Source organism: Usitatibacter rugosus, assembly GCF_013003965.1.
GTDB lineage: Bacteria > Pseudomonadota > Gammaproteobacteria > Burkholderiales > Usitatibacteraceae > Usitatibacter > Usitatibacter rugosus.
This window is the reverse complement of the sequence record NZ_CP053069.1, coordinates 4,439,031-4,461,427: the sequence shown is the minus strand read 5'-3', so window position 1 is coordinate 4,461,427 and position 22,397 is coordinate 4,439,031. Positions and strand designations below refer to the sequence as shown.

General features: G+C 68.4%; 18 protein-coding genes. 9 read left to right on the top strand and 9 right to left on the bottom strand.

Translation table 11 applies throughout. The annotated features are described in order from the left end of the window. Positions 1–162: 162 nt before the first annotated feature. Positions 163–711 (bottom strand): TlpA family protein disulfide reductase, encoded by a 549-nt coding sequence (locus tag DSM104443_RS21230; protein WP_171095931.1) that lies wholly within the window; start codon positions 709–711, stop codon positions 163–165. A gap of 206 nt (positions 712–917) precedes the next feature. Here DSM104443_RS21230 and DSM104443_RS21225 point away from each other — a divergent pair, with 206 nt between their 5' ends. Both DSM104443_RS21225 and DSM104443_RS21220 read left to right on the top strand, forming a co-directional pair. Then, entirely contained in the window at positions 918–1,316 is a 399-nt protein-coding gene (locus tag DSM104443_RS21225) for an FxsA family protein (protein ID WP_171095929.1), read from the top strand. Between the two features lie 44 nt (positions 1,317–1,360). Then, a complete protein-coding gene (locus DSM104443_RS21220) occupies positions 1,361–2,407 on the top strand; it encodes a CDP-6-deoxy-delta-3,4-glucoseen reductase (protein ID WP_171095926.1) in 1,047 nt (348 codons plus the stop codon). 50 nt (positions 2,408–2,457) lie between these two features. Here DSM104443_RS21220 and DSM104443_RS21215 read toward each other — a convergent pair whose 3' ends face one another. Genes DSM104443_RS21215 through hemC form a run of 6 tightly spaced genes read right to left on the bottom strand, consistent with a single transcriptional unit; the run spans position 2,458 to position 8,644 of the window. Further along, positions 2,458–4,092, bottom strand: a complete 1,635-nt coding sequence (locus DSM104443_RS21215) for an acetate--CoA ligase (protein ID WP_171095924.1) — start codon at positions 4,090–4,092, stop codon at positions 2,458–2,460. Continuing rightward, positions 4,093–4,671: a CBS domain-containing protein gene (locus DSM104443_RS21210; RefSeq protein WP_171095921.1), complete on the bottom strand. Its 579-nt coding sequence runs from the start codon at positions 4,669–4,671 to the stop codon at positions 4,093–4,095. Positions 4,672–4,701: 30 nt separating this feature from the next. Beyond that, a complete protein-coding gene (locus DSM104443_RS21205; RefSeq protein ID WP_171095919.1) occupies positions 4,702–5,877 on the bottom strand; it encodes a heme biosynthesis HemY N-terminal domain-containing protein in 1,176 nt (391 codons plus the stop codon). Positions 5,878–5,880: 3 nt separating this feature from the next. Then, positions 5,881–6,939: a uroporphyrinogen-III C-methyltransferase gene (locus tag DSM104443_RS21200; RefSeq protein WP_171095917.1), complete on the bottom strand. Its 1,059-nt coding sequence runs from the start codon at positions 6,937–6,939 to the stop codon at positions 5,881–5,883. Continuing rightward, on the bottom strand, positions 6,936–7,715 hold the full coding sequence (locus DSM104443_RS21195; protein WP_171095916.1) for a uroporphyrinogen-III synthase: 780 nt from the start codon (positions 7,713–7,715) through the stop codon (positions 6,936–6,938). The genes DSM104443_RS21200 and DSM104443_RS21195 overlap by 4 nt, the downstream gene beginning before the upstream one ends. Beyond that, positions 7,712–8,644, bottom strand: coding sequence for a hydroxymethylbilane synthase (gene hemC, locus DSM104443_RS21190; RefSeq protein WP_171095914.1), 933 nt, complete (start codon positions 8,642–8,644; stop codon positions 7,712–7,714). The genes DSM104443_RS21195 and hemC overlap by 4 nt, the downstream gene beginning before the upstream one ends. Before the next feature lie 59 nt (positions 8,645–8,703). Here hemC and DSM104443_RS21185 point away from each other — a divergent pair, with 59 nt between their 5' ends. From DSM104443_RS21185 to DSM104443_RS21165, 5 genes are all read left to right on the top strand, one after another. Continuing rightward, complete coding sequence (locus DSM104443_RS21185; RefSeq protein ID WP_171095912.1) at positions 8,704–9,138, top strand: YqaA family protein; 435 nt, start codon at positions 8,704–8,706, stop codon at positions 9,136–9,138. A gap of 84 nt (positions 9,139–9,222) precedes the next feature. Then, a complete protein-coding gene (locus DSM104443_RS21180; protein WP_171095910.1) occupies positions 9,223–13,071 on the top strand; it encodes a DUF3683 domain-containing protein in 3,849 nt (1,282 codons plus the stop codon). Between the two features lie 15 nt (positions 13,072–13,086). Further along, positions 13,087–16,173: a WD40/YVTN/BNR-like repeat-containing protein gene (locus DSM104443_RS21175; RefSeq protein ID WP_171095908.1), complete on the top strand. Its 3,087-nt coding sequence runs from the start codon at positions 13,087–13,089 to the stop codon at positions 16,171–16,173. Positions 16,174–16,197: 24 nt separating this feature from the next. Next, complete coding sequence (locus tag DSM104443_RS21170) at positions 16,198–16,629, top strand: HIT family protein (RefSeq protein WP_171095906.1); 432 nt, start codon at positions 16,198–16,200, stop codon at positions 16,627–16,629. Then, positions 16,626–18,266, top strand: coding sequence for a hypothetical protein (locus tag DSM104443_RS21165; RefSeq protein WP_171095904.1), 1,641 nt, complete (start codon positions 16,626–16,628; stop codon positions 18,264–18,266). The genes DSM104443_RS21170 and DSM104443_RS21165 overlap by 4 nt, the downstream gene beginning before the upstream one ends. 18 nt (positions 18,267–18,284) lie before the next feature. Here DSM104443_RS21165 and gshB read toward each other — a convergent pair whose 3' ends face one another. Then, complete coding sequence (gene gshB / locus DSM104443_RS21160) at positions 18,285–19,217, bottom strand: glutathione synthase (RefSeq protein WP_171095902.1); 933 nt, start codon at positions 19,215–19,217, stop codon at positions 18,285–18,287. Next, positions 19,214–20,521 carry a glutamate--cysteine ligase gene (gene gshA, locus DSM104443_RS21155; RefSeq protein WP_171095900.1) on the bottom strand — a complete coding sequence of 436 codons (1,308 nt, stop codon included), beginning with the start codon at positions 20,519–20,521 and terminating at the stop codon, positions 19,214–19,216. Before gshA ends, gshB begins: the two co-directional genes overlap by 4 nt. Positions 20,522–20,633: 112 nt before the next feature. On the opposite strand from gshA, the gene DSM104443_RS21150 reads away from it, so the two are divergent. Together DSM104443_RS21150 and mpl are read left to right on the top strand one after the other, a co-directional pair. Further along, entirely contained in the window at positions 20,634–20,987 is a 354-nt protein-coding gene (locus DSM104443_RS21150) for a DMT family protein (protein WP_171095898.1), read from the top strand. A gap of 37 nt (positions 20,988–21,024) precedes the next feature. Further along, on the top strand, positions 21,025–22,395 hold the full coding sequence (mpl, locus tag DSM104443_RS21145; protein ID WP_171096681.1) for a UDP-N-acetylmuramate:L-alanyl-gamma-D-glutamyl-meso-diaminopimelate ligase: 1,371 nt from the start codon (positions 21,025–21,027) through the stop codon (positions 22,393–22,395). Positions 22,396–22,397 lie beyond the last annotated feature (2 nt).

Genomic DNA, 22,397 nt, shown 5'->3' with positions numbered 1-22,397 from the left:
GCGCGAGTTTGCCGCAGGTCGGCGAAGAAAGTCCACTATGGGCGAAGTTGACGGATCTCTGGAATCCCTGCAGGAAATCCCGGGCATGGAATCCGCTTCGCGCCGGCTGTGCCGCCGGTCTCTACTTCTACGACCTCGTATTTTACTGCAGGATCGCGGGAGTTAGCGGGATTTCCCGACGATTGCTGCGAGGCGCTCTTCCAGCAGCTTTTCCGGGTAGATGCCGATCCGGCTCTCCAGGACGCGTCCGTCGCCATCCAATAATACGGTATGGGGCAGTACGCCCAGTCGGTTCCCCAGCCGCCTGGAGAGCTCCATGACCTCCGCGTCGCCCGTCCAGAGCGGATAGGCGATCTGCATGCCGCCCGCGAATCGGTCGACCTTCGCGCGCTCCTCGTCGGAGACGCCCACGAACCGCACCCCCCGATCCTTCCAGCGCTCCTGGAGCCGGGAGAAGCCCGGCATCTCCTCGCGGCAGGGGGCACACCACGTGGCCCAGAAGTTGAGGACCACGACGCGTCCCTGGAACTCGCCGAGGGTGTGGGCCTGGCCCTGGCGATCCGAGAAGCGGGTCGCGACGATCGCGCCCGGAGCCGCGTCGGACACGACGGGAACGGGGCCGGCCGGTGTTCGCGGCGTGCCGAGGTAGAGGGCGGTGCCGGCGAGGAGCGCCAGGATGCCGACGATCGCGAAGATCAGCCGGGGATTCACGGGCGGGGCCCCGAAACTGGAAGGCGGGGGGCTGCGTAGGGAGTGATGGAGGTCATCGCGAAGAACGCGGCCGCGCCGAGAACGTTGGCGCACGCCGCGAGTCGGAGCCGTACGACCTCGCGTCCCGCATTGAAAGCGGACTCGGAGTCGGGTAGGTTGGTGAGGACTGCGATGACGGCCACGTTGCGGAAGGAAACGGTGAAAGTGTGAAGCGTCTCTTGCTGCTGTCGATTTTACTGGGATTCCCCCTGCTGGAAGCCACGGTGCTCGTGCGCCTGAGCAGCGGAGGCCATGCCTGGTGGGTGGTCGCGTGGTGCGTGCTCGCCGCCTGCGCGGGCGTGGCGCTGCTGAAGGAGGCGCGCTTCGCGCTCGTCGCGCGCCTGGCCGCCGCCTTCTCCGAGGGCCGCTTCAACATCGCCGCGCTGGTGGAAAGCGCGCGCACCGTTCTCGCGGGCCTGCTGCTGATCTTCCCCGGCGTGGTCTCCGACTTCATCGCCCTCACCCTGCTGCTGCTCCCGATCCCGCGCCCGATCGTCGAGCGCTCCACCCCGTATCCCCCGTCGCGCGCCACGATCATCGACGGCGAGTTCCGGCGAAGCCGCTGATTCCCCGCCTGCGGGTAGGGATTCACGCGGGGTAGAATTCGCGCGTGCCAGAAACCGCAGCGCGCGAAGCCCATACCGTCCGACTCGAACCGAGCGGGCACACCTTCACGGTCAATCCCGGCGAGACGATCCTCGAGGCGGCATTGCGCCAGGGTGTCGGCTTGCCGTACGGCTGCCGCAACGGGGCCTGCGGCGCGTGCAAGGGGACGCTCAAGTCGGGCGAGATCGAATACGGCGAGCACCAGGAACGCGCCATCCGCCCGGAGGAGAAAGCCGCGGGCAAGGCGCTCACCTGCGTGGTGAAGCCGCTCACCGACGTGGTCTACGAGCTGCGCGAGCTCACGGGCGCCAAGGACCTGCAGATCCGCACGCTGCCGGCGCGCGTCGAGAAGGTGGAGACCCCGGCGGAGGACGTGCGCGTTCTCTATCTCAAGCTGCCCGCGGCCGAGCGGATGCAGTTCCTCGCGGGCCAGTACATCGACATCCTCATGAAGGACGGCAAGCGGCGCAGCTTCTCCATGGCCAACGCGCCGCATGACGACCAGTTCCTCCAGCTCCACATCCGCAAGGCTCCCGGCGGGGCGTTCTCCAAGTACGTGTTCGAGGAGATGAAGGAGCGCGCGATCCTGCGCTTCGAGGGCCCGCTTGGCACGTTCTACCTGCGCGAGGATTCCGACAAGCCCGCGATCTTCGTCGCCGGCGGCACCGGCTTCGCGCCGATCAAGGCCGTGATCGAGCACATGTTCCACAACAAGATGGACCGCGAGATCGTCCTCTACTGGGGAGCGCGCTCGAAGTCCGATCTCTACCTGCCGGACCTTCCGCCGAAGTGGGCCGCCGAGCACCCGAATTTCTCGTACATCCCGGTGCTCTCGGAGCCGAAGCCCGAGGACCAGTGGACCGGCCGCACGGGCTTCGTCCACCAGGCCGTGCTCGACGACTTTCCGTCGCTCTCGGGCTACCAGGTCTACGCGTGCGGCGCTCCGGCGATGACCGACGTCGCCAAGGATTCGTTCCTCTCGCAGCGGGAGCTGCCGGAGGACGAGTTCTTCTGCGATGCGTTCACCTACTCCGTCGATCCGAAGAAATAATTAGGGTCAGCTTCTTTTTTCGTGTCGCCGAAAAAAGAAGCTGACCCTAATTATTTCTTCTCCTCGCGCAATCGCAGAACGTTCCTCTGCACCTTGCCCGTCGTCGTCATCGGCAACGCCTCGATGAACTCGACCTCCTTCGGACACTGGAACGCCGCGAGATGCGCCTTCGCGTGAGCGCGAATCGATTCCGCGAGCGCATCCGAGGGCGCATGACCGGGCGCAAGTAAGACGAACGCCTTCACGACCGCGCCCCGTGTCTCGTCGGGACTCGGCACGACCGCACAGTTCGCCACGGCCGGATGGCGCAGCAGGCAGTTCTCGATCTCCGCGGGGCCGATGCGATAGCCCGCGCTCTTGAACATGTCGTCGGCGCGGCCCTGGTACCAGAGGTAGCCGTCCTCATCCATCGAGGCCAGGTCGCCGGTGCGGCACCAGTCGCCTGAGAACTTCTTCCGCGTCGCCTCCTCATTACGCCAATACCCCAGGAAGAACACCGGGTCGTCCACGCCATCGAGCCATTGGCGATGGACGGCCACGTCGCCCACGGTGCCGCGCGGCACTTCCTGGCCCGCATCGTCGATCACCGCGACACGATGGCCGGGATAGGGCCGGCCCATCGAGCCGGGCCGCACGGGCCACAGCGCGTGCGAGTTGCCGACGATGTAGTTCATCTCGGTCTGCCCGAAGATCTCGTTCACCGTGACGCCGAGCGCGCTCCGCGCCCAGTCGAGCACCGCCGGGCTCACCGCCTCGCCCCCGCTCATCATCGAGCGCAGGTGGAGTGCGAATCGTGCACGCGGCTCGGGGAACGCCTTCATCATCATCTTGAGCGCGGTGGGGAACAGGAAGGCGTTGCGGATCGCGTACTTCTCCATCAGCACGAGAGCCTTCTCCGGATCGAAGCGCCCGCGATAACCGAGGATGCATTGGCCGTGGTGCAGCGTCGGCATGAGCGCGTCCCACAAGCCCCCGGTCCACGCCCAGTCCGCGGGCGACCAGAAGCGATCGCCGTCCCGCGGGAAGCCGTCGTGCGAGCACTCGAAGCCCGGGAGGTTGCCGAGCAGCGCCGAGTGCGGCATCAGCGCGCCCTTCGGCGGCCCGGTCGTGCCGCTGGTGTAGATGATCACGGCAGGATCGGTGGGCGCGGTGTCGGCGCACTCGAACGCGTCGCTCGCCTTCGCCAACAGCGCGTCCCAATCGAGCGTGCCCGACTCACGCGCGCCGGCGACGCCGATCACGTGGCGCAGCGCCGGAAGCCGATCGCGCAGGACCGCGAGGTTGGGCATCGTCTGCGGATCGGCGATCGCGACGCTCGCTTCGCTGTCGCTCACCCGGTACTCGAGCGCCTCGGGCCCGAAGAGGAACGAGAGCGGCACCGCGATGGCGCCCACCTGGAGGCATGCGAAGTACGCAACGGCCGTCTCCAGGCGCTGCGGCAGCAGGATCGCCACGCGGTCTCCCCTCGCGACGCCGAGCGCGGCGAGGGCATTCGACAAGCGATTGGCCTGCGCGAGGAGCTGCGCGAAGGTGAGCGAGGCAGTGGCGCCCGACTCGTCTTCCCACAACAGCGCGGGGCGTGCCGGATCCGAAGACCAGCGCCGGCAAGCCGACTGCGCGATGTTGTAGCGGGGAGGGACCTGCCAGCGGAAGCCGAGGTAGGTTTCCCGGTAGCGGTCCGTCACTTAGTGGGCGAGGGCCGCTTCGATCTCGGCAAACGTCTGGGCGATGTCCTCGGTCGAGAGCTCCACGCCGAGCTGCTTCGCGATGCGCGAGGTGGAGAAGAGCCCGCGCAGCCGCCGCCCGCCTTCGTCCGCGGCGAGCAGGTGCTGGCGGCCCACGAACTTCAGCGTGGCGACGATGTGGCCCACGCGCATCTGCGCGACGTCCTGCATGTCGATGGAATCCATGCGCTCGAAGGGCGTCATGATGTCCGCGACGAGCACGTCGGAGCGCGTGCCGCCGCGCTCCTGCACGAAGCGCATCGGCTTCTCGCTCAGCAGGTCCGTGGACGTGAGGACGCCCACCACGAAGCGATCCGCGCCCACGACGAAGAGCAGGCGCACGCGCCGCTCGAGCATCATCGCGTGCGCGTGGTCGATGCTGCGGTCGGGGCCGATGGTCGCCGGCGTGACCTGTGTCAGGTCGGTGAGGACCGCGAAGGCAGGATCGTCGAGGCTGACCCGCTCCAGCAGCTCCGGTTCCGGCAAGCGCGCGGCCGGAGCCAGGGAAGAGAGGGGAATCGGGGAGTACTCGCGCGTCATGGCGTTCTCCTTTTTGTTGCCGCGGGGACCCTACCCCGCGAGCTCGGCGCTGCGCCGGAAGTGGCGCACCGCTTCCTGCGGCTTGCCCAGCCGTTCCATCAAAGCTGCCAGCGTCATGTGTCCGTCGTGCGTGGGCTCGAGCGCGAGGCTCGCCTCGATGTAGCTTTGCGCCTTGCCCCACAGGGCCTGGCGCATGCAGAGCTTGCCCAGCGCCAGCAGCAGCGCGGGATCGCGTGCGTGCGTGCGCAGCCACTTCTCCGCGCGCTCGATCTGCGGCAGCGCATCGGCGCCCGCCGCCTCGCCGTAGAGCGCCACGAGGCCGGCATTCCAGTCGTTCTCCAGCGCGCGCTCGATGATTTCCTGCGCCGCCTCGTTGCCGCCGAGGGCGAGGTGGAAGCGCGCGGCCGTGGCGGCAAGCGTGGGATCGAGCCTCACATCCGAGGGGATCTGCTTCCAGTAGGCCGAGAGCGCCGCGGCGTCCTGCGCCTTGCGATTGAGGTTGCCGAGGTGAGCCGTGCGCCGGGCGCCGGCCGCTTCCGCCGGCGTGGTGCCGCCGAGCTTGAGGAGCGCACCCACCGTCTCCAGCATCTCGTCCCAGCGCCGCGTGGCTTGCTCGGCCTGCAGGCGAAGCCGCAGCAGGCGGAGGTTGCGTGCATCGCGCGCCGAAAGATCCTTCAGTACGGCGAGCGCTTCCTCGAAGCGTCCCTGCGACACGAGGAGGTCGGCCAGCGTGGTGAGGCGCGCCTGGTCGACCTCGGGCGCGTTGCTGCCCTTCGCGTGGTCGAGGAACTGCTCGCGTTCGGTGAAGCGGCCGAGCTCGTGCGCGCTGCGCGCCGCGATGATCGCCGCCACGCCCTTCGTTTCGTCCGCGCCCAGCGCGTTGGCCGCGCTCTTCTCCGCGGAGGCATAGCGCCCCTGGAAGAACGCGAGCAGCGCCTCGTTCAGCGACTGGCGGTTGCGGGCCCGCGCGCGCTCCTCGCGATAGGCGGCCACGCGCGCCGGGATCTGCAGCAGCGTGCTCACCATGCGCGTGGCGAAGTAGAAGGCGAGGTAGCCGCCCAGGACGAGCAGCACCAGGAGGTTCAGCGACAGCTCGATGCGATAAGGAGCGGCCACGATCACCACGTAGCCCGTGGAGCTCACCAGCAGCATGCCGAGGCCCACCGCGACGGCGACGAGGAGGACGGACCAGAGTGCGAATCGCATGGCCTACCTCGTCTTCTCGCGCGAGGCGCGCGCGGTTCGCACCGCCGCGAGGCTCGCGTTGATGTCGGGCACGGTGATCGACACGGGGCTCTCCGAGACTTGCTTCAACGTGGCGAGCGCGGCGGCCGTGGGCTTGGCCTTCGAATCGAAGTACTTGTTGAGCCAGGCCTGCGCGGCCTTCAGGTCGTCGCGGAACGAGAGCTCGTCGCGCGCGAGCAGCGCTACGCGCGCGGAGAGCAGGCGCAGCTTCAGGTTCTCGCGCAGGAAATAGGCGTGCGTGGGCGCGAGGAGCGCCGCGTCGTTGCCCTCGAGCTCGCGGATGCGCACCAGGCCCTTCATCTCTTCCCAGAAATCGCGCGCGGCACGCGTGAAGCCCGGCTGCTCGTCGAGCGGCTTGGCGCGCGAAGCGAGGCGCGTGGGCGGCAGCGTCTCGGCGACGACGAGCGGCAGCTGGTCCACGGACGACACGAGGTTGTCGATCTTGACCGCGATGCCGACCGTGTCCACCAGCGGCAGGGCCTTCAGCCGGTCCATGTCCTGGCCGAGCGCGCGCCGCAGCGGCGCGGCGGCGAGCTTCTCCGCCTTCGCGAGGCGTTGGTCCGCGGTCTGCAGGGCCGCAAGCGCCCCGCGCACGTTGCCCGCGAGCTGGAGCTGCTGGCTCGCGAGCACGAGCATCTGCTCCACTTCGGAGAGCAGGCGGTCGTCGGCGTTGCGCGAGAGGTCGCGGTACATCTCCTCCAGCTGCACGCGGCCTTCCTGCGCCTCGGCGACGCGCGCCTCGAGCTCCGTGAGGCGCGATTGCGATTCCTTGAGCGCGGCCTGGGCCTGCGCGAGGGAGGCCCTGGACTGCGCGGCCTCGTCGCCCAGCTCCGCCAGGCGGCCGCCGGCTTTCGACTCGAGGTTGCGCAGCGACTGCCTCGCGTCCCAGGCGAAGAGCGCGGCGGTGAGCGCCGCGACGATGCCCACGACGGCGATCGCCCGTGCGGCGCGGTCGCCGCGCGAGCGCCCGGCAAGCACCGGCCGCTCGGAGGCCATCGGACTGGGCTGCAGGGAATCGCTCATGTCGAATCTCGAACCTGTGTCATTGCTGCGGCGAGCGCGGTAGCACCCGGGCGGGAAACCAGTACGCGGCCGAAACGCTTCGCGTCCGGATGGCGCGCGATCGCTTCGTGCGTCACGACCAGCACCGTCGAGGCGAGCTTCGAGCGCCCTTCCGGCCCGATCATCTCCACGAAGTTCTCGAGCGTCTCGCCGCTCAGCACCCCGACCACATGCACCTCGCCGCGCGACCAGGCCGCGAGAAGCGGCGCGGGATCGGTGTCCGGGCGCGAGCGGCGATAGCACTCCGCATACGTCACCCGCGCACCCCTGGATTCGAGGACTTCGCGCAGGCGCTCCCGGCCGCCTTCACCCCGGAACACGATGATATTTCCCCCCGAGACGGCCTGCAATTCGGGCCGTTCCAGGAGCGCCTCGCTGTCGAAGCGCTCCGTAGGTGAGATGACCTCCGGGAACCCGGAGTTCCGCAAGGCCTGGGCCGTCATTTCACCCACGGCGGCCACCGGCACCCGCTTCGGCCACTCGATCGATCGTTCCCGCAGTGCCGCCAAGCCCATGTCGACCGCGTTGGCGCTCACGAAGATCGCCATGTCCTGGCGCGCAAGCAGTCCGAGCGCGGCATCCAGGGCGGGGGACTCGCCGATCGGCGTGATCTCGAGCGCGGGAAAGTGCAGCACGCGCGCGCCGGCCGTGGCCAGCTCGCGTTCCAGCTCGACCACCGCGCCTTTGGGTCGCGTGAGCACCACGCCCAGTCCTTTCAGCCGCGTGGCCGGGCTCATGCCGTCTTCGCCAGGGAATCGAGGATGGCGCGCCCACCCTCGCGCAGCAGGTGCTCGCCGAGCATGTGGCCGAGCGACGCCGCGTCGTGCGCGAGGCCGACCACGTGATGGCGGACGAACTGCCGCCCGTCGGGCGTGCCGATGAAACCGTCGAGACGTAGTGCCTCGCCGTGGATCGCCGCAAGCCCGCCGACGGGAACCTCGCAGCTTCCCTCGACGACGAGCCCCAGCGCGCGTTCCGCCTTCGCGGCCGCTTCGACTGCCGGATCGCGGAACATCGCGAGCACCGCGGCGAGATCTTCACGGTCGGCGCGATGTTCGACGGCGAGGATCCCCTGGCCGATGGCTGGAATCGCGACCTCGGAAGACAGGAGGGTGCGGATGCGGTCTTCGAACCCGAGGCGCTTCAGCCCCGCGGCAGCGAGGATGATCGCGTCGTAGTCGCCCGCGTCGAGCTTGGCCAAGCGCGTGTTCACGTTGCCGCGCAGCGCCTGGAAGGTGAGCGACGGGTACGCTCGGCGAAGCTGGCATTCGCGCCGCAGGCTCGAAGTGCCGACGACGGCGCCCGCGGGCAAGGCGCCGAGCGAGGCGTGGCGATTCGACACGAACGCATCGTGCGGGTCTTCCCGGGCGCCGAACGTGGCGAGCACGAAGCCTTGCGGCAGCTCCATCGGCACGTCCTTCATCGAATGCACGGCGATGTCGGCACGGCCCTCGGCGAGCGCGACCTCGAGCTCCTTGATGAAGAGGCCCTTGCCGCCCACCTGCGAGAGCGGCCGGTCGAGGATCTGGTCGCCGCGCGTGGTCATGCCCACGGTCTCGACGCGCAGGCCGGGATGGCGCTCGCGGAGGGCGGCTGCGACCATTTCGGTCTGGCGGAGCGCGAGGCGGCTTTCGCGCGTGGCGATGCGGATGAGCGGGGGAAGCAAGGCGGTCGCGACGATCTGCGGACGGCCTGAAACTCTATCACGCAGGCTACACTCGCCCGATGCCCGAAGGGACCTGGCTCACCGCGCTCTTCACCGACTCCACCGGCCTCTTCGCGCTGTTCGCCTCCGCCTTCGTATCGGCGACGGTGCTGCCGGGCGCTTCCGAGGTCGTGCTCTTCGCCGTCCTCAAGGCATTTCCCGAACGCGCGCTGGCGGCGATCGCCATCGCCACGATCGGAAACACGCTCGGAAGCCTCACCACCTACGGATTGGGCCGCCTCGTGCCGAAGCGGGACTTCGAGGGCCGGGCGGTCGCGTGGGTGCGGCGCTACGGCGCGTGGTCGCTGTTGCTGGCGTGGCTTCCGATCGTGGGCGATGCACTGTGCGCAGCCGCGGGATGGCTGCGCCTTCCGTGGCTCCTCTGCCTGCCCGCCATCGCGGCCGGAAAGCTCGCGCGCTACCTCGTCATCGCCCAGGCCGCGGCCCTTTTCTAGCGCAAGAATTTTTGCTGCAGTGCGGTAGACTCGGCACTTGCAGGCCGCGAGCCGGTCCCAGCTAACGCACCGGCCCACGATCCCATGACTCGCCTTCGAGAAATCCCCTACAACTACACGTCGTTCTCGGACCGCGAGATCGTGATCCGCCTTCTCGGCGCGGACGCGTGGGCGGCCCTCGAATCGCTTCGTGCGCAGCGCGTCACCGGCCGCTCGGCGCGAATGCTTTACGAAGTGCTGGGCGACATCTGGGTCGTTCGCCGTAATCCTTACCTGCAGGACGACCTCCTCGACAATCCGCGCCGGCTGGCCCTGCTGGTCGAGGCCATGCACCACCGCCTGGCCGAGGTCGAGCGGCGCCGCGCGGACAAAGGCGAGGAAGGCCGCACCGATGCCGTCGGGCAGTTGATCCAGTCGGCCACGAAGGCGGTCGACGAGTTCGAGCGCGAGTTCGGCGAAACCCGGAGCCTGCGCCGGCGGACGCTGCGCAAGCTCACGGCCATCACGCGCAAGGACAACGTCGCGTTCGACGGCCTCGCGCGCGTCTCGCACGTGACCGACGCCACCGACTGGCGCGTCGAATATCCCTTCGTGGTGGTGAATCCCGACACCGAAGAGGAATGCGCGCCGATCGTGCGCGAGCTGATCGATCTCGGCTTCACCATCATCCCGCGCGGCGGCGGCACCGGCTACACCGGTGGCGCGATCCCGCTCGACCGCATGTCCGCGGTGATCAACACCGAAAAGCTCGACCGCCACGACGGCGTCGAGATGAAGGTGTTGCCGGGCCTCACGGAACCCGTTGCGACCATTCGCTGCGGCGCCGGCGTCGTGACGCGCCGCGTGATGGAAGCGGCCGAATCCGCGGGCCTCGTGTTCGCGGTCGATCCCACGTCGGCGGATGCCTCGTGTATCGGCGGCAACGTCGCCATGAATGCCGGCGGCAAGAAGGCGGTGCTGTGGGGCACGGCGCTCGACAACCTCGCCTCGTGGACGATGGTCACGCCCGATGCGCAGTGGATGGTGGTCGAACGGGTCGGACACAACCTCGGCAAGATCCACGACGCGCCGGACGCCCGCTTCCGCATCACGCGCTACAAGCCGGACGGCGTGACCGCGGTCGGCCAGGAGGTCCTCGAAGTCCCGGGCTCGAGCTTCCGCAAGGTGGGCCTGGGCAAGGACGTGACCGACAAGTTCCTCGCGGGGCTGCCGGGCGTGCAGAAGGAAGGCACCGACGGGATCATCACCTCGGCCACGTTCATCCTGCACCGCATGCCCAAGCACACGCGCACGGTTTGCCTCGAGTTCTTCGGCGACGTGAAGCGCGCCGTGCCCTCGATCGTGGAGATCAAGAACTACCTCGACGCGCATCCGAAGGCGATCCTCGCCGGCCTCGAGCACCTGGACGAGCGATACGTGAAGGCGGTGGGCTACGCCACGAAGGCGAAGAGCCGCGGCCGGCCGCGCATGGTGCTGATCGGCGACATCGTCGGCGACGACGAGAACGCGGTGGCCGAGGCCGCGTCGCAGGTCGTGCGCATCGCCAACGCGCGCGACGGTGAAGGCTTCATCGCGGCGAGTGCCGACCAGAGGAAGCGCTTCTGGCTCGACCGCGCGCGCACCGCCGCGATCGCCAAGCACACCAACGCGTTCAAGATCAACGAAGACGTGGTGATCCCGCTCGGGCGCCTCGGCGAATACACCGAGGGCATCGAGCGCATCAACATCGAGCTGTCGATCGCCAACAAGCTGAAGCTGCTGGACGCGCTCGGGGCGTTCTTCTCCGCCGATCTCCCGGTGCAGGAGAGCGAGGACAAGACCGACCAGGAGGGCCTCTTCGCCGACCGGCCGGCCCAGGCGCTCGAGCTCATCGCCGCCACGCGCAGGCGCTGGACGTACCTGCGAGACAACCTCGATCGCCTCGCGGGCGACATCCGCACCGATCTCGATCCGCTGGGCCTCACCGCCGAGGCGGCCGCGCGCGACGACGGCGAGTCGCTCTTCTCGATCGTCCAGACGCACGGCATCCGCGTGTCGTGGAAGCGCGAGGTGCTGGAGCCGTTGCGCGAGATCTTCGACGGCCGCGCTTTCGAGCCGGTGGTGAAGGGCGTGCAGGCGATCCACGCGGAGGTGCTGCGCGGGCGCGTGTTCGTGGCGCTGCACATGCACGCCGGCGACGGCAACGTGCACACCAACATCCCGGTGAACTCCGACAACTACGAGATGCTGCACGAGGCCAACACGGCCGTGGCGCGCATCATGGCCTTCGCCCGGAGCCTGGACGGCGTGATCTCCGGCGAGCACGGCATCGGCATCACCAAGCTCGAGTTCCTCACGGCGGAGGAGATGGAACCCTTCGCCGCCTACAAGGCGAAGGTGGATCCGCAAGGCCACTTCAACCGCGGCAAGCTCCTCGCGGGCGCCAACCTCGAGGACGCGTACACGCCATCGTTCGCACTGATGGGCGCGGAATCGCTGATCCTCGAGCGCAGCGACGTGGGCGCGATCGCCAACTCGGTGAAGGACTGCCTGCGCTGCGGCAAGTGCAAGCCGGTGTGCTCCACGCACGTGCCGCGCGCGAACCTGCTCTACAGCCCGAGGAACAAGATCCTCGCCGTGTCGCTGCTCACCGAGGCTTTCCTCTACGAGGAGCAGACGCGCCGGGGCATCTCGATCCGCCACTTCGACGAGTACGGCGACGTGGCCGACCATTGCACCGTGTGCCACCGCTGCGAAGCGCCCTGCCCCGTGGACATCGACTTCGGCGACGTGTCGATCGCGATGAGGAACCTGCTCGCGAAGCTGCGCAAGCGCCGCACCAACGTGAAGACGTGGGCCGCGCTGCAGTTCCTGAACGCGACCGACCCCACGAAGATCAAGCTGGTGAAGGCGCTGATGATCGACATCGCGTTCCGCGCCCAGCGTTTCGCGCATGGCCTCGCCCGCCGCCTGCTGGTCACGCGCATCCAGACGCGCCATCCGCCCGCCACCGTGGGCAAGGCCTCGGTGCGCTCGCAGGTGATCCACTTCATCAACAAGCCGATGCCCAAGGGCGTGCCGATGCGCACGGCCCGCGCGCAGCTCGACCTCGAGGACGAGGCGATCGTGCCGATCATCCGCGACCCGGCCAAGGTGACCGAGGACTCGGATGCCGTGTTCTATTTCCCGGGCTGCGGCTCGGAGCGGCTCTTCAGCCAGGTGGGGCTCGCCACGCAGGCGATGCTCTATCACGTGGGCGCGCAATGCGTGCTGCCGCCGGGCTATCTCTGCTGCGGCTACCCGCAGACCTCCGCGGGCCGCGCCGACAAGGGCGAGGAGATCACGGTGAGGAACCGCGTGCTGTTCCACCGCGTCGCCAACACGCTCAACTACCTCGACATCAAGACCGTCGTGGTCTCGTGCGGCACGTGCATGGACCAGCTGCAGAAATACGAATTCGACAAGATCTTCCCGGGCTGTCGGCTGCTCGACATCCACGAGTACCTGATGGAGAAGGGCCTGAAGCTGGAGGGCGTGAAGGGCGTGCGCTACATGTACCACGACCCCTGCCACACGCCGATGAAGACGCACCGGCCCCTCAAGGTAGTGAGCGCACTTGTAGGACAGGACGTGCCGCTGAACGACCGCTGCTGCGGGGAGTCCGGCACCTTCGCCGCGTCGCGCCCGGATATCGCCACGCAGGTGCGGTTCCGCAAGGAGGAAGAGATGGAGAAGGGCGCCGCGGCGCTGCGCGCCGACGGGTTCGACGGCGAGGTGAAGGTCCTCACCTCGTGCCCGTCGTGCCTCCAGGGCCTCGCGCGCTACGACCATGACTCCGCCACCAGCGCGGACTACATCGTGGTCGAGATGGCCCGCCACCTCCTGGGCGAGGACTGGATGCCGACGTTCGTGGAGCGGGTGCGCCACGGAGGAATCGAGCGCGTCCTGCTCTAGGCCTAGAATCGGGCCATGAAGATCCTCTCCCCGGCGCTCGCCGGTGCCGCGCTGCTGCTCGCCGCGTGCGCCGCAACTCCTCCCGCCTCTTCCCCGGCCCCCGAGCAGCATGCGGCGGTGAGCGGCGCGGCCCTCGACCTGGGCGTGAAGTTCAAGATGCCCAATCGCGAGCGCGGGCGGCGCGACAAGGCCGCGATGAACGCTCAGTACCAGCTCGCCACCGAGGCGAGCGAGTCGGGGCCGCCCACGTCGGCGCAGATCTTCCGCGCGCACGAGCAGCGCCGCGCGATCGAGCGCGACACGCTGGCCTCGGCACGGGCGAAAGCCGCGGGCCTGCAGCCGTCGAAGTGGCAGGCGATCGGACCGAGCAACGTGGGAGGGCGCGTGCGCGCGATCGCGTTCGACCCGCGCAATTCGAACCGCATGTTCGCGGGCACCGCTTCGGGCGGCCTGTGGCACTCGGACGACGCGGGCGCGAGCTGGCGCCCCAACTTCGATTTCCTGCCGAACCTCTCGGTCACGACGATCGCCGTCGATCCGTCGAATCCGAACACGATGTACCTCGGCACCGGCGAAGCGAGCGCGGGGCTGGTCGGCGTCGGCGCGTTCAAGTCCACCGACGGCGGCGTGACCTGGGCGTATCTCGCCTCGACGAACGCGGACGCGGTGCCCGACTGGCGCTTCGTGAACCGCCTCGCGATCCATCCGGCCCAGCCGCAGGTCCTCCTGGCCGCGCTCACGAACAACAACCTCACCACCGGGGCGATCTACCGCTCGGGTGATGGCGGCGCGAGCTGGGTCCGTGTCTCCGCGTTCAAGGCGCTCGACATCGCGTTCGATCCGGCCAATCCCGTGAACGCGATCGCGGGCCTGGACGACGGCACCATCGCCTTCTCCCGCGATGCCGGCGCGACCTGGGCGAAGACGGCCGCGCTCGTCGCCACGCCGTCGGGCCGCTCGAGCACCGCGCGCGCGGAGATCGCGTTCGCACGCTCGCAGCCGGGCACGGCCTACGCCTCCGTCGACAACGAGAAAGGCGAGGTGTGGCGCTCGAACGACTCGGGTGCGACGTGGGTGAAGCTCTCGACGCCGGCGCATCTCGGCGGCCAGGGTGACTACGACAACGCGATCTGGGTCGACCCCATCGATGCCGCGCACGTGGTCGTGGCCGGGCTCGATGCCTACCAGTCACGCGACGGGGGCCTCACGTTCACGCAGGTGAGCGACTGGCACAACACGCCGGCCTCGCCGCACGCGGACCACCATGCGCTCGTCTCGCCGCCCGACTACAGCGCGGCGAACCCGGTGCTCTTCAACGGCAACGATGGCGGCATCTACAAGACGACGAACATCCGTGCGATGACGAGCTCCGGCACCGTCGGTATCGGCTGGGCGAACGCCAACAACGGTCTCGCCGTCACGCAGTTCTACAGCGGCGCGGGGCGCACGGTGGCCGGCGGCAAGGTCGTCGGCGGCACGCAGGACAACGGCTCGCTGGTGCTCGATGCCGGCGGCTGGCGCCCGTTCCGCGGTGGCGACGGCGGCTTCTCCGCGGTCGATCCCGTCTCGGACGCGACGATCTACGGCGAGTACGTCTACCTCTCGATCCACCGGTCGTTCGCCGGCGGCTTCTCGCAGTACATCTGCAACGGCATCACCGAGGCATTGCCCTCGGACGCCGCCGGTGGCGCGCAGTACTGCGGGGCGAACGCCACCAAGCAGGCGAACTTCATCGCGCCCTTCATCCTCGACCCGAACAACGCCAACCGCATGCTCGCCGGCGCCAACTCGCTGTGGGTCGGCGACAACGTGAGGCAAGGCAACCCGACCTGGCGCGCGGTGAAGCCGCCATCCGCCGCGGCCGAGAACTACATCAACGCGATCGCGGTGCACGAAGGCAACGCGAACGTCGTCTGGGTGGGCCACAACAACGGCGAGGTGTACCGCTCGCTCGACGGCGCGGGTGCCGCGCCCACCTGGACGCGCGTGGGCCAGGGCTCGATCCCGGCGCGGCGCGTGCAGCGCATCACCATCGACCGCGACAATCCGAACCGCGTCATCGTCTCGCTGACCGGTTTCTCGCCGAACAACGTGTGGCAGACGCTCGACGCGGGCGCCACGTGGGCCTCGATCACCGGCAACCTCCCGAACGCTCCGGTGTTCGACGTGAAGCGCCATCCGGCGAACCCGATGTGGCTGTACGCCGCGACCTCGGTGGGCATCTTCACCAGCGAGAACGGTGGAGCCTCCTGGTCCACGACCAACGAGGGCCCCGCGAACATCCGCGTGCGCGAGCTCTTCTGGCTCGACGATTCGACGCTCGGCGCGGCCACGTACGGGCGCGGCATGTTCAAGGCGCGCGTCAACGGCGGCCTGCCGGCCAACTACGAGGACCTGTGGTGGGCGGGCCCCGCGGAGAACGGCTGGGGCATGAGCATCACGCAGCACGACGCGACGCTCTTCATCGCGTTCTACATCTACGACGCGCAGGGCCGGCCCTTGTGGGTGGTGATGCCGGGCGGCGCGTGGAACGCCGGATTCACGGCCTACTCGGGCCAGCTCTACGAGCCCAACGGCTCGTGGTACGGCAACTACGACGCGAGCCGCTTCTCGGTGAATCCGCCCGTCGGCAATGCGACGGTCGCCTTCACGGGACCGGCCACCGCCACGCTCACCTACACGATCAACGGTGTCTCCGGCACCAAGGCGATCCAGCGCCAGGTGTTCGGGCCGGTCGATCCGATTCCCGTGGGCACGTTCGGCGATCTCTGGTGGGGCGGCACCGCGCAGAACGGCTGGGGTGTCGCGATCGTCCAGCAGTACCGCAAGCTCTTCGCGGTCTGGTACACCTACGACACCGCCGGAAAAACGGTGTGGTACGTCGTGACCGACGGCACGTGGACGACCGCCAGCACCTACACCGGCGCCGCGTACCGCACGACGAGCTCACCGTGGGTCGGCGTGCCCTACGTGGCTTCGCAGCTCCAGCTCATTCCTGTGGGGACGATCACGTTCTCGTTCACGGACTACAACAACGCGATCATGACCTACAGCGTGGACGGCGTTTCCCAGAGCAAGTCCCTCGTTCGTCAGCCTTTTTGAGCCGTTCGGCGGAAAATAGGGGCCATGACCGACGCGACGTGTGAACTTTGCAACTCCACGGGCGGAACCGCGCTCTGGCAGAATGACCTGTGCCGCGTCGTGTCCGTCGACGATGGCGATTACCCGGGCTTTGTCCGGATAATCGCAGCGCGGCACGTTCGCGAGATGACCGACCTCAGCGAAGCCGAACGCAGCGCCCTCATGGGCGTGGTGTTCGCCGTGGAGTCGGCGATGCGGGAGACGATGCAGCCCGACAAGATGAACCTGGCCAGCCTCGGCAACATGACCCCCCACGTGCACTGGCATGTGATCCCGCGTTATCGGGATGACCGGCATTTCCCCGGTCCGGTGTGGGCAGAGCCGAAGCGCGATGCCGTGATCCCCGCCGAGCGCGTCGAGCGCGCCCGGCTGCTGGCGCTCGCGCTGCGTGCCCGCCTCGAGGCGGCGCGGCCATGACCACGCATTCAACGCCACCCGTCTCGCGCACCGGCGGCACCGGAGGCAATGGCGGCACGTTCACCGATGCGCGCTCGTGCAAGGAGTGGCTGAACGCCCTGCCGCTCACCAACATCCCGCAGGCGCAGACGCTCGCGCTCGAAGCGCTGCGCACCATGAACCGCTCGACCGATTTCGACAGCCTCGAGCGACTGAAGTGCATGGAGCTGCTGCGCGACAAGGTGGCGTTCCTGCAGGGCGAGCAGCGCTCGCGCTACTTCGGAAAGACGCTGCCGCTCTCCTCCAACGACTCCACCGCGTGGAACACCGGCAAGTCGCTGCTGGAGGAGATGGAGAACGGCTACCGCCAGTGCATCAACGTGGCGGAGGTCGAGCAGGGCGAGCTCTCGCGCCACGGCGCTTTGATGACGCAGCGCGTGATGCGCTACCTCGGCTCGCAGATGCTCTTCCACGCAACCGTGTATCGCCGCTTCGAGCCGGCGCTGTGGACGCGGCTGCACCAGCTCTACGCCCAGGCCGAGCGCCTCGGCACCACCGAGGAGCGCGTGAAGGACTCCCTCGAGGGCGAGGAGGGCGTGTCGACCGTCGCCGAAACGTACGCGCACGTCGTGCTCATGCAGGCGGCCTATCTCTCGGAGATGACGGCGCCGCAGATGGATTTCGCCGAGGCGCTGCTGCGCCTCTGGATCCGCAAGGTCCGCGTGATGCGCGAGCCGCCGCCCCACGCCGACGCGCTCGTGGCCTTCCCTCTTTCGGTCGACCTCACGCGGCAGATCGGCGCGAGGCCCCTCGCGGTGGACGACGTGCGTCCCGGCCATCGCATCCTCGACGTCGAGCAGCTTTCGAAGAGCATCCGCCGGCGCATTCGCGGATTGCAGAACGACGAGGAGCCGGTGAGCCTCGGGCTTCCCGCCGAGGCGAGCGCGCTCGACGCGCTCCACCAGATGCAGCGCCTGCACAAGCTGTGGTGCGAAGGCGCACCGCCGCGGCCGCCCGCGAAAGTGCCCGACGAAACGACGGCCGGTCTCGCCTTCGGCGTGAACGAGATCCATTTCTTCGTGACCGGCGGCAAGATCTTCGAGCAGCCCGACAAGACCCGGGAGCTCTCGCGCCAGGAGAAGAACGACCTCGCGATGTTCGGCCGCGTCACGGAGCGCACGCACACGCTGATGATGGGCGACCTCAACTTCTCCGTGGAGCAGTGGGGCGTGATCGACGAGATGCTCGGCGCCTGGCGCCTGCAGCGCCCGCCCACGGCGTCCAAGGGCGTGGCGATCGGGCGCCTGGTCGCCATGCGGCTGGGCGACACGGCGCCGCTCTTCCTGGGCGAGATCAGCGCGCTCGTGCAGGAGACCGACGGCAAGATCGTGATCACCGTGCGCCTCTTCCCGGGCAAGCCCGAGGCGGTCGCGGTGCGCGCGGCCGATGCGCGCCATCGGCCGAACGCGCAGTGGACGCAGGGCTTCCGGCTCCCCGCGCTGGACAAGCTCAACATCCCGGCGTCGCTCGTCGTGCCGGGCAGCATGGCGCTGCGCGGCCGCGGCGTCGAAGTGTGGACGGACGCCGGTCCGAAGGAAGCGACCGTCTACGAAGTGCTGGACCACGGTTCCGACTTCGACCGCGTCACCGTCTTCTGAAATAAATAGGGTCTGACCCTATTTATTGTCGATCGCGTCGAAGAGGTCCTTCGCCGCGTTGTTGCCGGTCTGCGCTGCGATCTCCACGATCCCTGTCGGGCTGGTGACGTTCACTTCCGTGAGGTAGTCGCCGATCACGTCCAGGCCCGCGAAGACGATGCCGTCTTTCACGAGCTCCTTGCCGACCGTCTCTCCGATCTCGCGGTCGCGCGCCGACACCGGCTGCGCGACACCCTTGCCGCCGGCTGCGAGGTTGCCGCGCGTCTCGCCCGCCTTGGGAATGCGCGCGAGGCAATGGCTGAACACCTTGCCACCGATCACGAGCACGCGCTTGTCGCCCTTGGAGATCTCGGGGACGAACTTCTGCGCCATCACCGTGCGCGTGCCGAGGTCGGTCATGGTCTCGACGATCACGTTGCGGTTCGCGTCGTCGCTGCGCACGCGGAAGATCATCGTGCCGCCCATGCCGTCGAGCTTCTTCACGATCACGTCGCCGTGCTTCGCGATGAAGGCCTGGATCGCCTCGGGATTCGAGGCCACCAGCGTGTCGGGCGTGAACTGCGGGAAGCGCAGGATCGCGAGCTTCTCGTTCCAGTCGCGCAGCGCCCGCGGGCGGTTCACGACTCGCGCGCCTTCGGCCTCCACGCGGTCGAGCAGCAGCGTCGCGTAGTAGTACTCCTGGTCGAACGGCGGGTCCTTGCGCATCATCACGACGTCGAAGGACGAGAGCTTCACGACGGCCGGCTCGCCGACGCGGTACCAGGCCTCGCCTTCCAGCAACTCCACGCGCCGCACGGGTGCGATCACGGAGCCGGACTGCAGCGACATCTCGCGGGCCTCGAGCGCGTGGATCTCGTGGCCGCGGCGCACGGCCTCGCGCATCATCGCGACCGAGGAATCCTTGTACGCCTTGAGGTGATCCAGCGGATCGACGACGAACGCGAACCTCATGCGTTCGCCGCCTTCACCTCGAGCGATTCGGCGCGGGCGACGAGCTCCTCCACCTCGAGGGCGGCGGCGAGCATCGCGAGGCGCGCGACCACGCCGTAGGTGTAGAAGCGGTTGGGCGGCGAGCCCGGCGCGCCGTCGCAATCCGGCGACTGGCAGTCGGTCTCGAACGCGAGCGGCTTGTAGGCGGCGCCCGGCGAATTCAGGTTCTCGTCGATGCCGCGCTCGGTGTGCACGCGGTAGAAGCCGCCGACCACGTACTGGTCCATCATGTAGATGACGGGCTCGGCCACGCCGCCGTCCACGTTCTCGAACGTGTAGACGCCTTCCTGGATGATCACCTCGTGCACCGGCTGGCCTTCCTTGATCACCGCCATCTTGTTGCGCGTCTTCCGGTTGAGGTTGCGCACGTCGTCGGGGCTCTTCACCGTCATGATCCCCATGCCGTACGTGCCCGCGTCGGCCTTCACGATGGCGAACGGCGCCTCGGTGATGCCGTGCTGCGCGTACTTCTCCTTCACCTCGTTCAGCACGAACTCCACGTTGGTCGCGAGGCAGTCCTCGCCTTCCTTCTCGGAGAAGTTCACCTTGCCGCACTGGCTGAACACCGGGTTCACGAACCACGGGTCGATGCCGATCAGCTTCGCGAAGCTCTCGGCGACGCGGTCGTAGCAGTGGAAGTGGTGTGACTTCCGCCGGGTGCTCCAGCCCGCGACCAGCGGAGGCAGCACGTGCTGCTCGATGCCGGAGAGGATCGGCGGGATGCCCGACGAGAGGTCGTTGTTCACGAGCACGGCGCACGGATCGAATCCGTCCAGCATCACGCGGTTGCCCTTGCGCTGGATCGGCTCCAGCAGCAGCTTGTCGCCGCCGGCGGAGGTGAGCTCGAGCGGCTCCTTGAGATCGGGGATGAGGCTGCCGATGCGCACCGTGAGGCCCGCGGCCTCGAGGATGCGCTTCAGCACCACGACGTTCTGCAGGTAGTTCAAGTTGCGCGTGTGGTTCTCGGGCACGAGCATGAAGCGGCGCGTGTCGGGACAGAGCTTCTGCACCGCCGACATCGCGGCGTGGATGCAGAGCACCATGAAATCCGGATTCAGGTTGTTGAAGCCGCCGGGGAAGAGGTTCAGGTCCACCGGTGCGAGCTTGAAGCCGCTGTTGCGGAGGTCCACCGACGAATAGAACGGCGCCTGGTGGTCGATGAACTCGTTCCTGAACCAGTGCTCGATGTCCGGGCGCTTGTCGAGGATGAGGCGTTCCAGCTCGCGAAGCGGCCCGGTGAGCGACGTGGTGAGATGGGGAACCATGGTGCCGGCCTCCTGATCGGGGCATTGAGTTTACACGGCGGACCTGCCCGCGGACGTGACCCCCCGCTCCTGTAGAATTTACGGCCCTGCTCCCTCCCGAAACGCCCCTTCCATGACCCAGTTCCAGACCCTCGCGGCCACGGTGACGCTGCTGGCGGCCTCGAACCTCTTCATGACGTTCGCGTGGTACGGCCACCTGAAGCACCTGCAGGCGAGCCCGTGGTGGATCGCCGCGCTCGTCAGCTGGGGCATCGCGCTCGCCGAGTACCTGCTGCAGGTGCCCGCCAACCGCATCGGCTTCGCGGGCGGTATCAACCTCGCGCAGCTGAAGATCCTGCAGGAAGTGATCACGCTCGCGGTCTTCGTGCCCTTCGCGATCCTCTACATGGACCAGCAGCTCACCTGGAACTACCTGTGGGCGGGACTTTGTTTGCTGGGCGCGGTCTACTTCATCTTCTTCGCATAGAAACCGGATCCCCGCCTGCGCGGGGATGACGCACGCAATGCACCTCCACATCCTCGGAATCTGCGGCACTTTCATGGGCGGGCTCGCCAAGATCGCCCGCGAGCGCGGCCACGTCGTCACGGGCTGCGACGCGCAGGTCTATCCGCCGATGAGCGACCAGCTTCGCAACCTCGGCATCCAGCTGCACGAGGGCTACGACGCCGCGCAGCTGGAAACGTACAAGGCCGACCTTTACGTGGTCGGCAACGCGATGACGCGCGGCATGCCGGTGGTCGAGGAGATGCTGAACCGTGGGCTGCCGTACTGCTCCGGCCCGCAGTGGCTCTCCGAGCACGTGCTGCAGGACAAGTGGGTGCTCCCCGTGGCGGGCACGCACGGCAAGAGCACCACGGCCTCGATGCTCGCGTGGATCCTCGCGCACGCCGGCCTGAACCCCGGCTTCCTGATCGGCGGCATCGCGCGCAACTTCAACATGTCGGCGCTCGCCACCGACTCGCCGTTCTTCGTGATCGAGGCCGACGAGTACGACACGGCCTTCTTCGACAAGCGCTCGAAATTCGTCTGGTACCGCCCGCGCACCGCCATCCTGAACAACCTCGAGCTCGACCACGCGGATATCTTTCCCGACCTGGCCGCCATCGAGAAGCAGTTCCACCACCTCGTGCGCATCGTGCCCGCCAACGGCCTGCTGGTCGTGAACGGCGAGGAGGCGGCGCTCGGCCGCGTGCTCGAGCGCGGCTGCTGGACCAGCGTCGAGCGCTTCGGCGACGGCCAGGCGTGGAGCGCGGGGCCGCTTCGCGCGGATGGAGCGTTCGATGTCCGCTTGCACGGCGAGATGCAGGGCACCGTGCGCTGGGAGCTGATGGGCGAGCACAACCGGCGTAACGCCCTGGCCGCCCTCGCCGCGGCGCGCCACGCCGGCGTTCCGGTCGCGCGGGGCATCGAGGCGCTGTCGCTCTTCCAGGGCGTGAAGCGCCGCATGGAAGTGCGCGGCGTCGTGAACGGCATCACCGTCTATGACGACTTCGCGCACCACCCGACCGCATTCGCCACCACCATCGCGGGCCTCCGCCAGCGCGTCGGAGCCCAGCGCATCGTCGCCGTCTTCGAGCCGCGCTCCAACACCATGAAGCTGGGCACGATGCAGGGCGCGCTCGCGAAGAGCCTCGAAGCCGCCGACCTCGTGTACTGCCACGCCGCGCACCTGGGATGGGATCCGGCAAAGGCCCTGGCGCCGCTGTCTTCGCGTGCGGCGATCTATCACGACATCGAGCCGATGGTCGAAGCGCTGTCGCAGGTGCTGCGATCGGGCGACCACGTGCTCGTGATGTCCAACGGCGGCTTCGGCGGCATCCACGCGAAGCTCCTGCAACGGCTCGGCGCCGCCCATCGCGACGCCGCGGACTGACC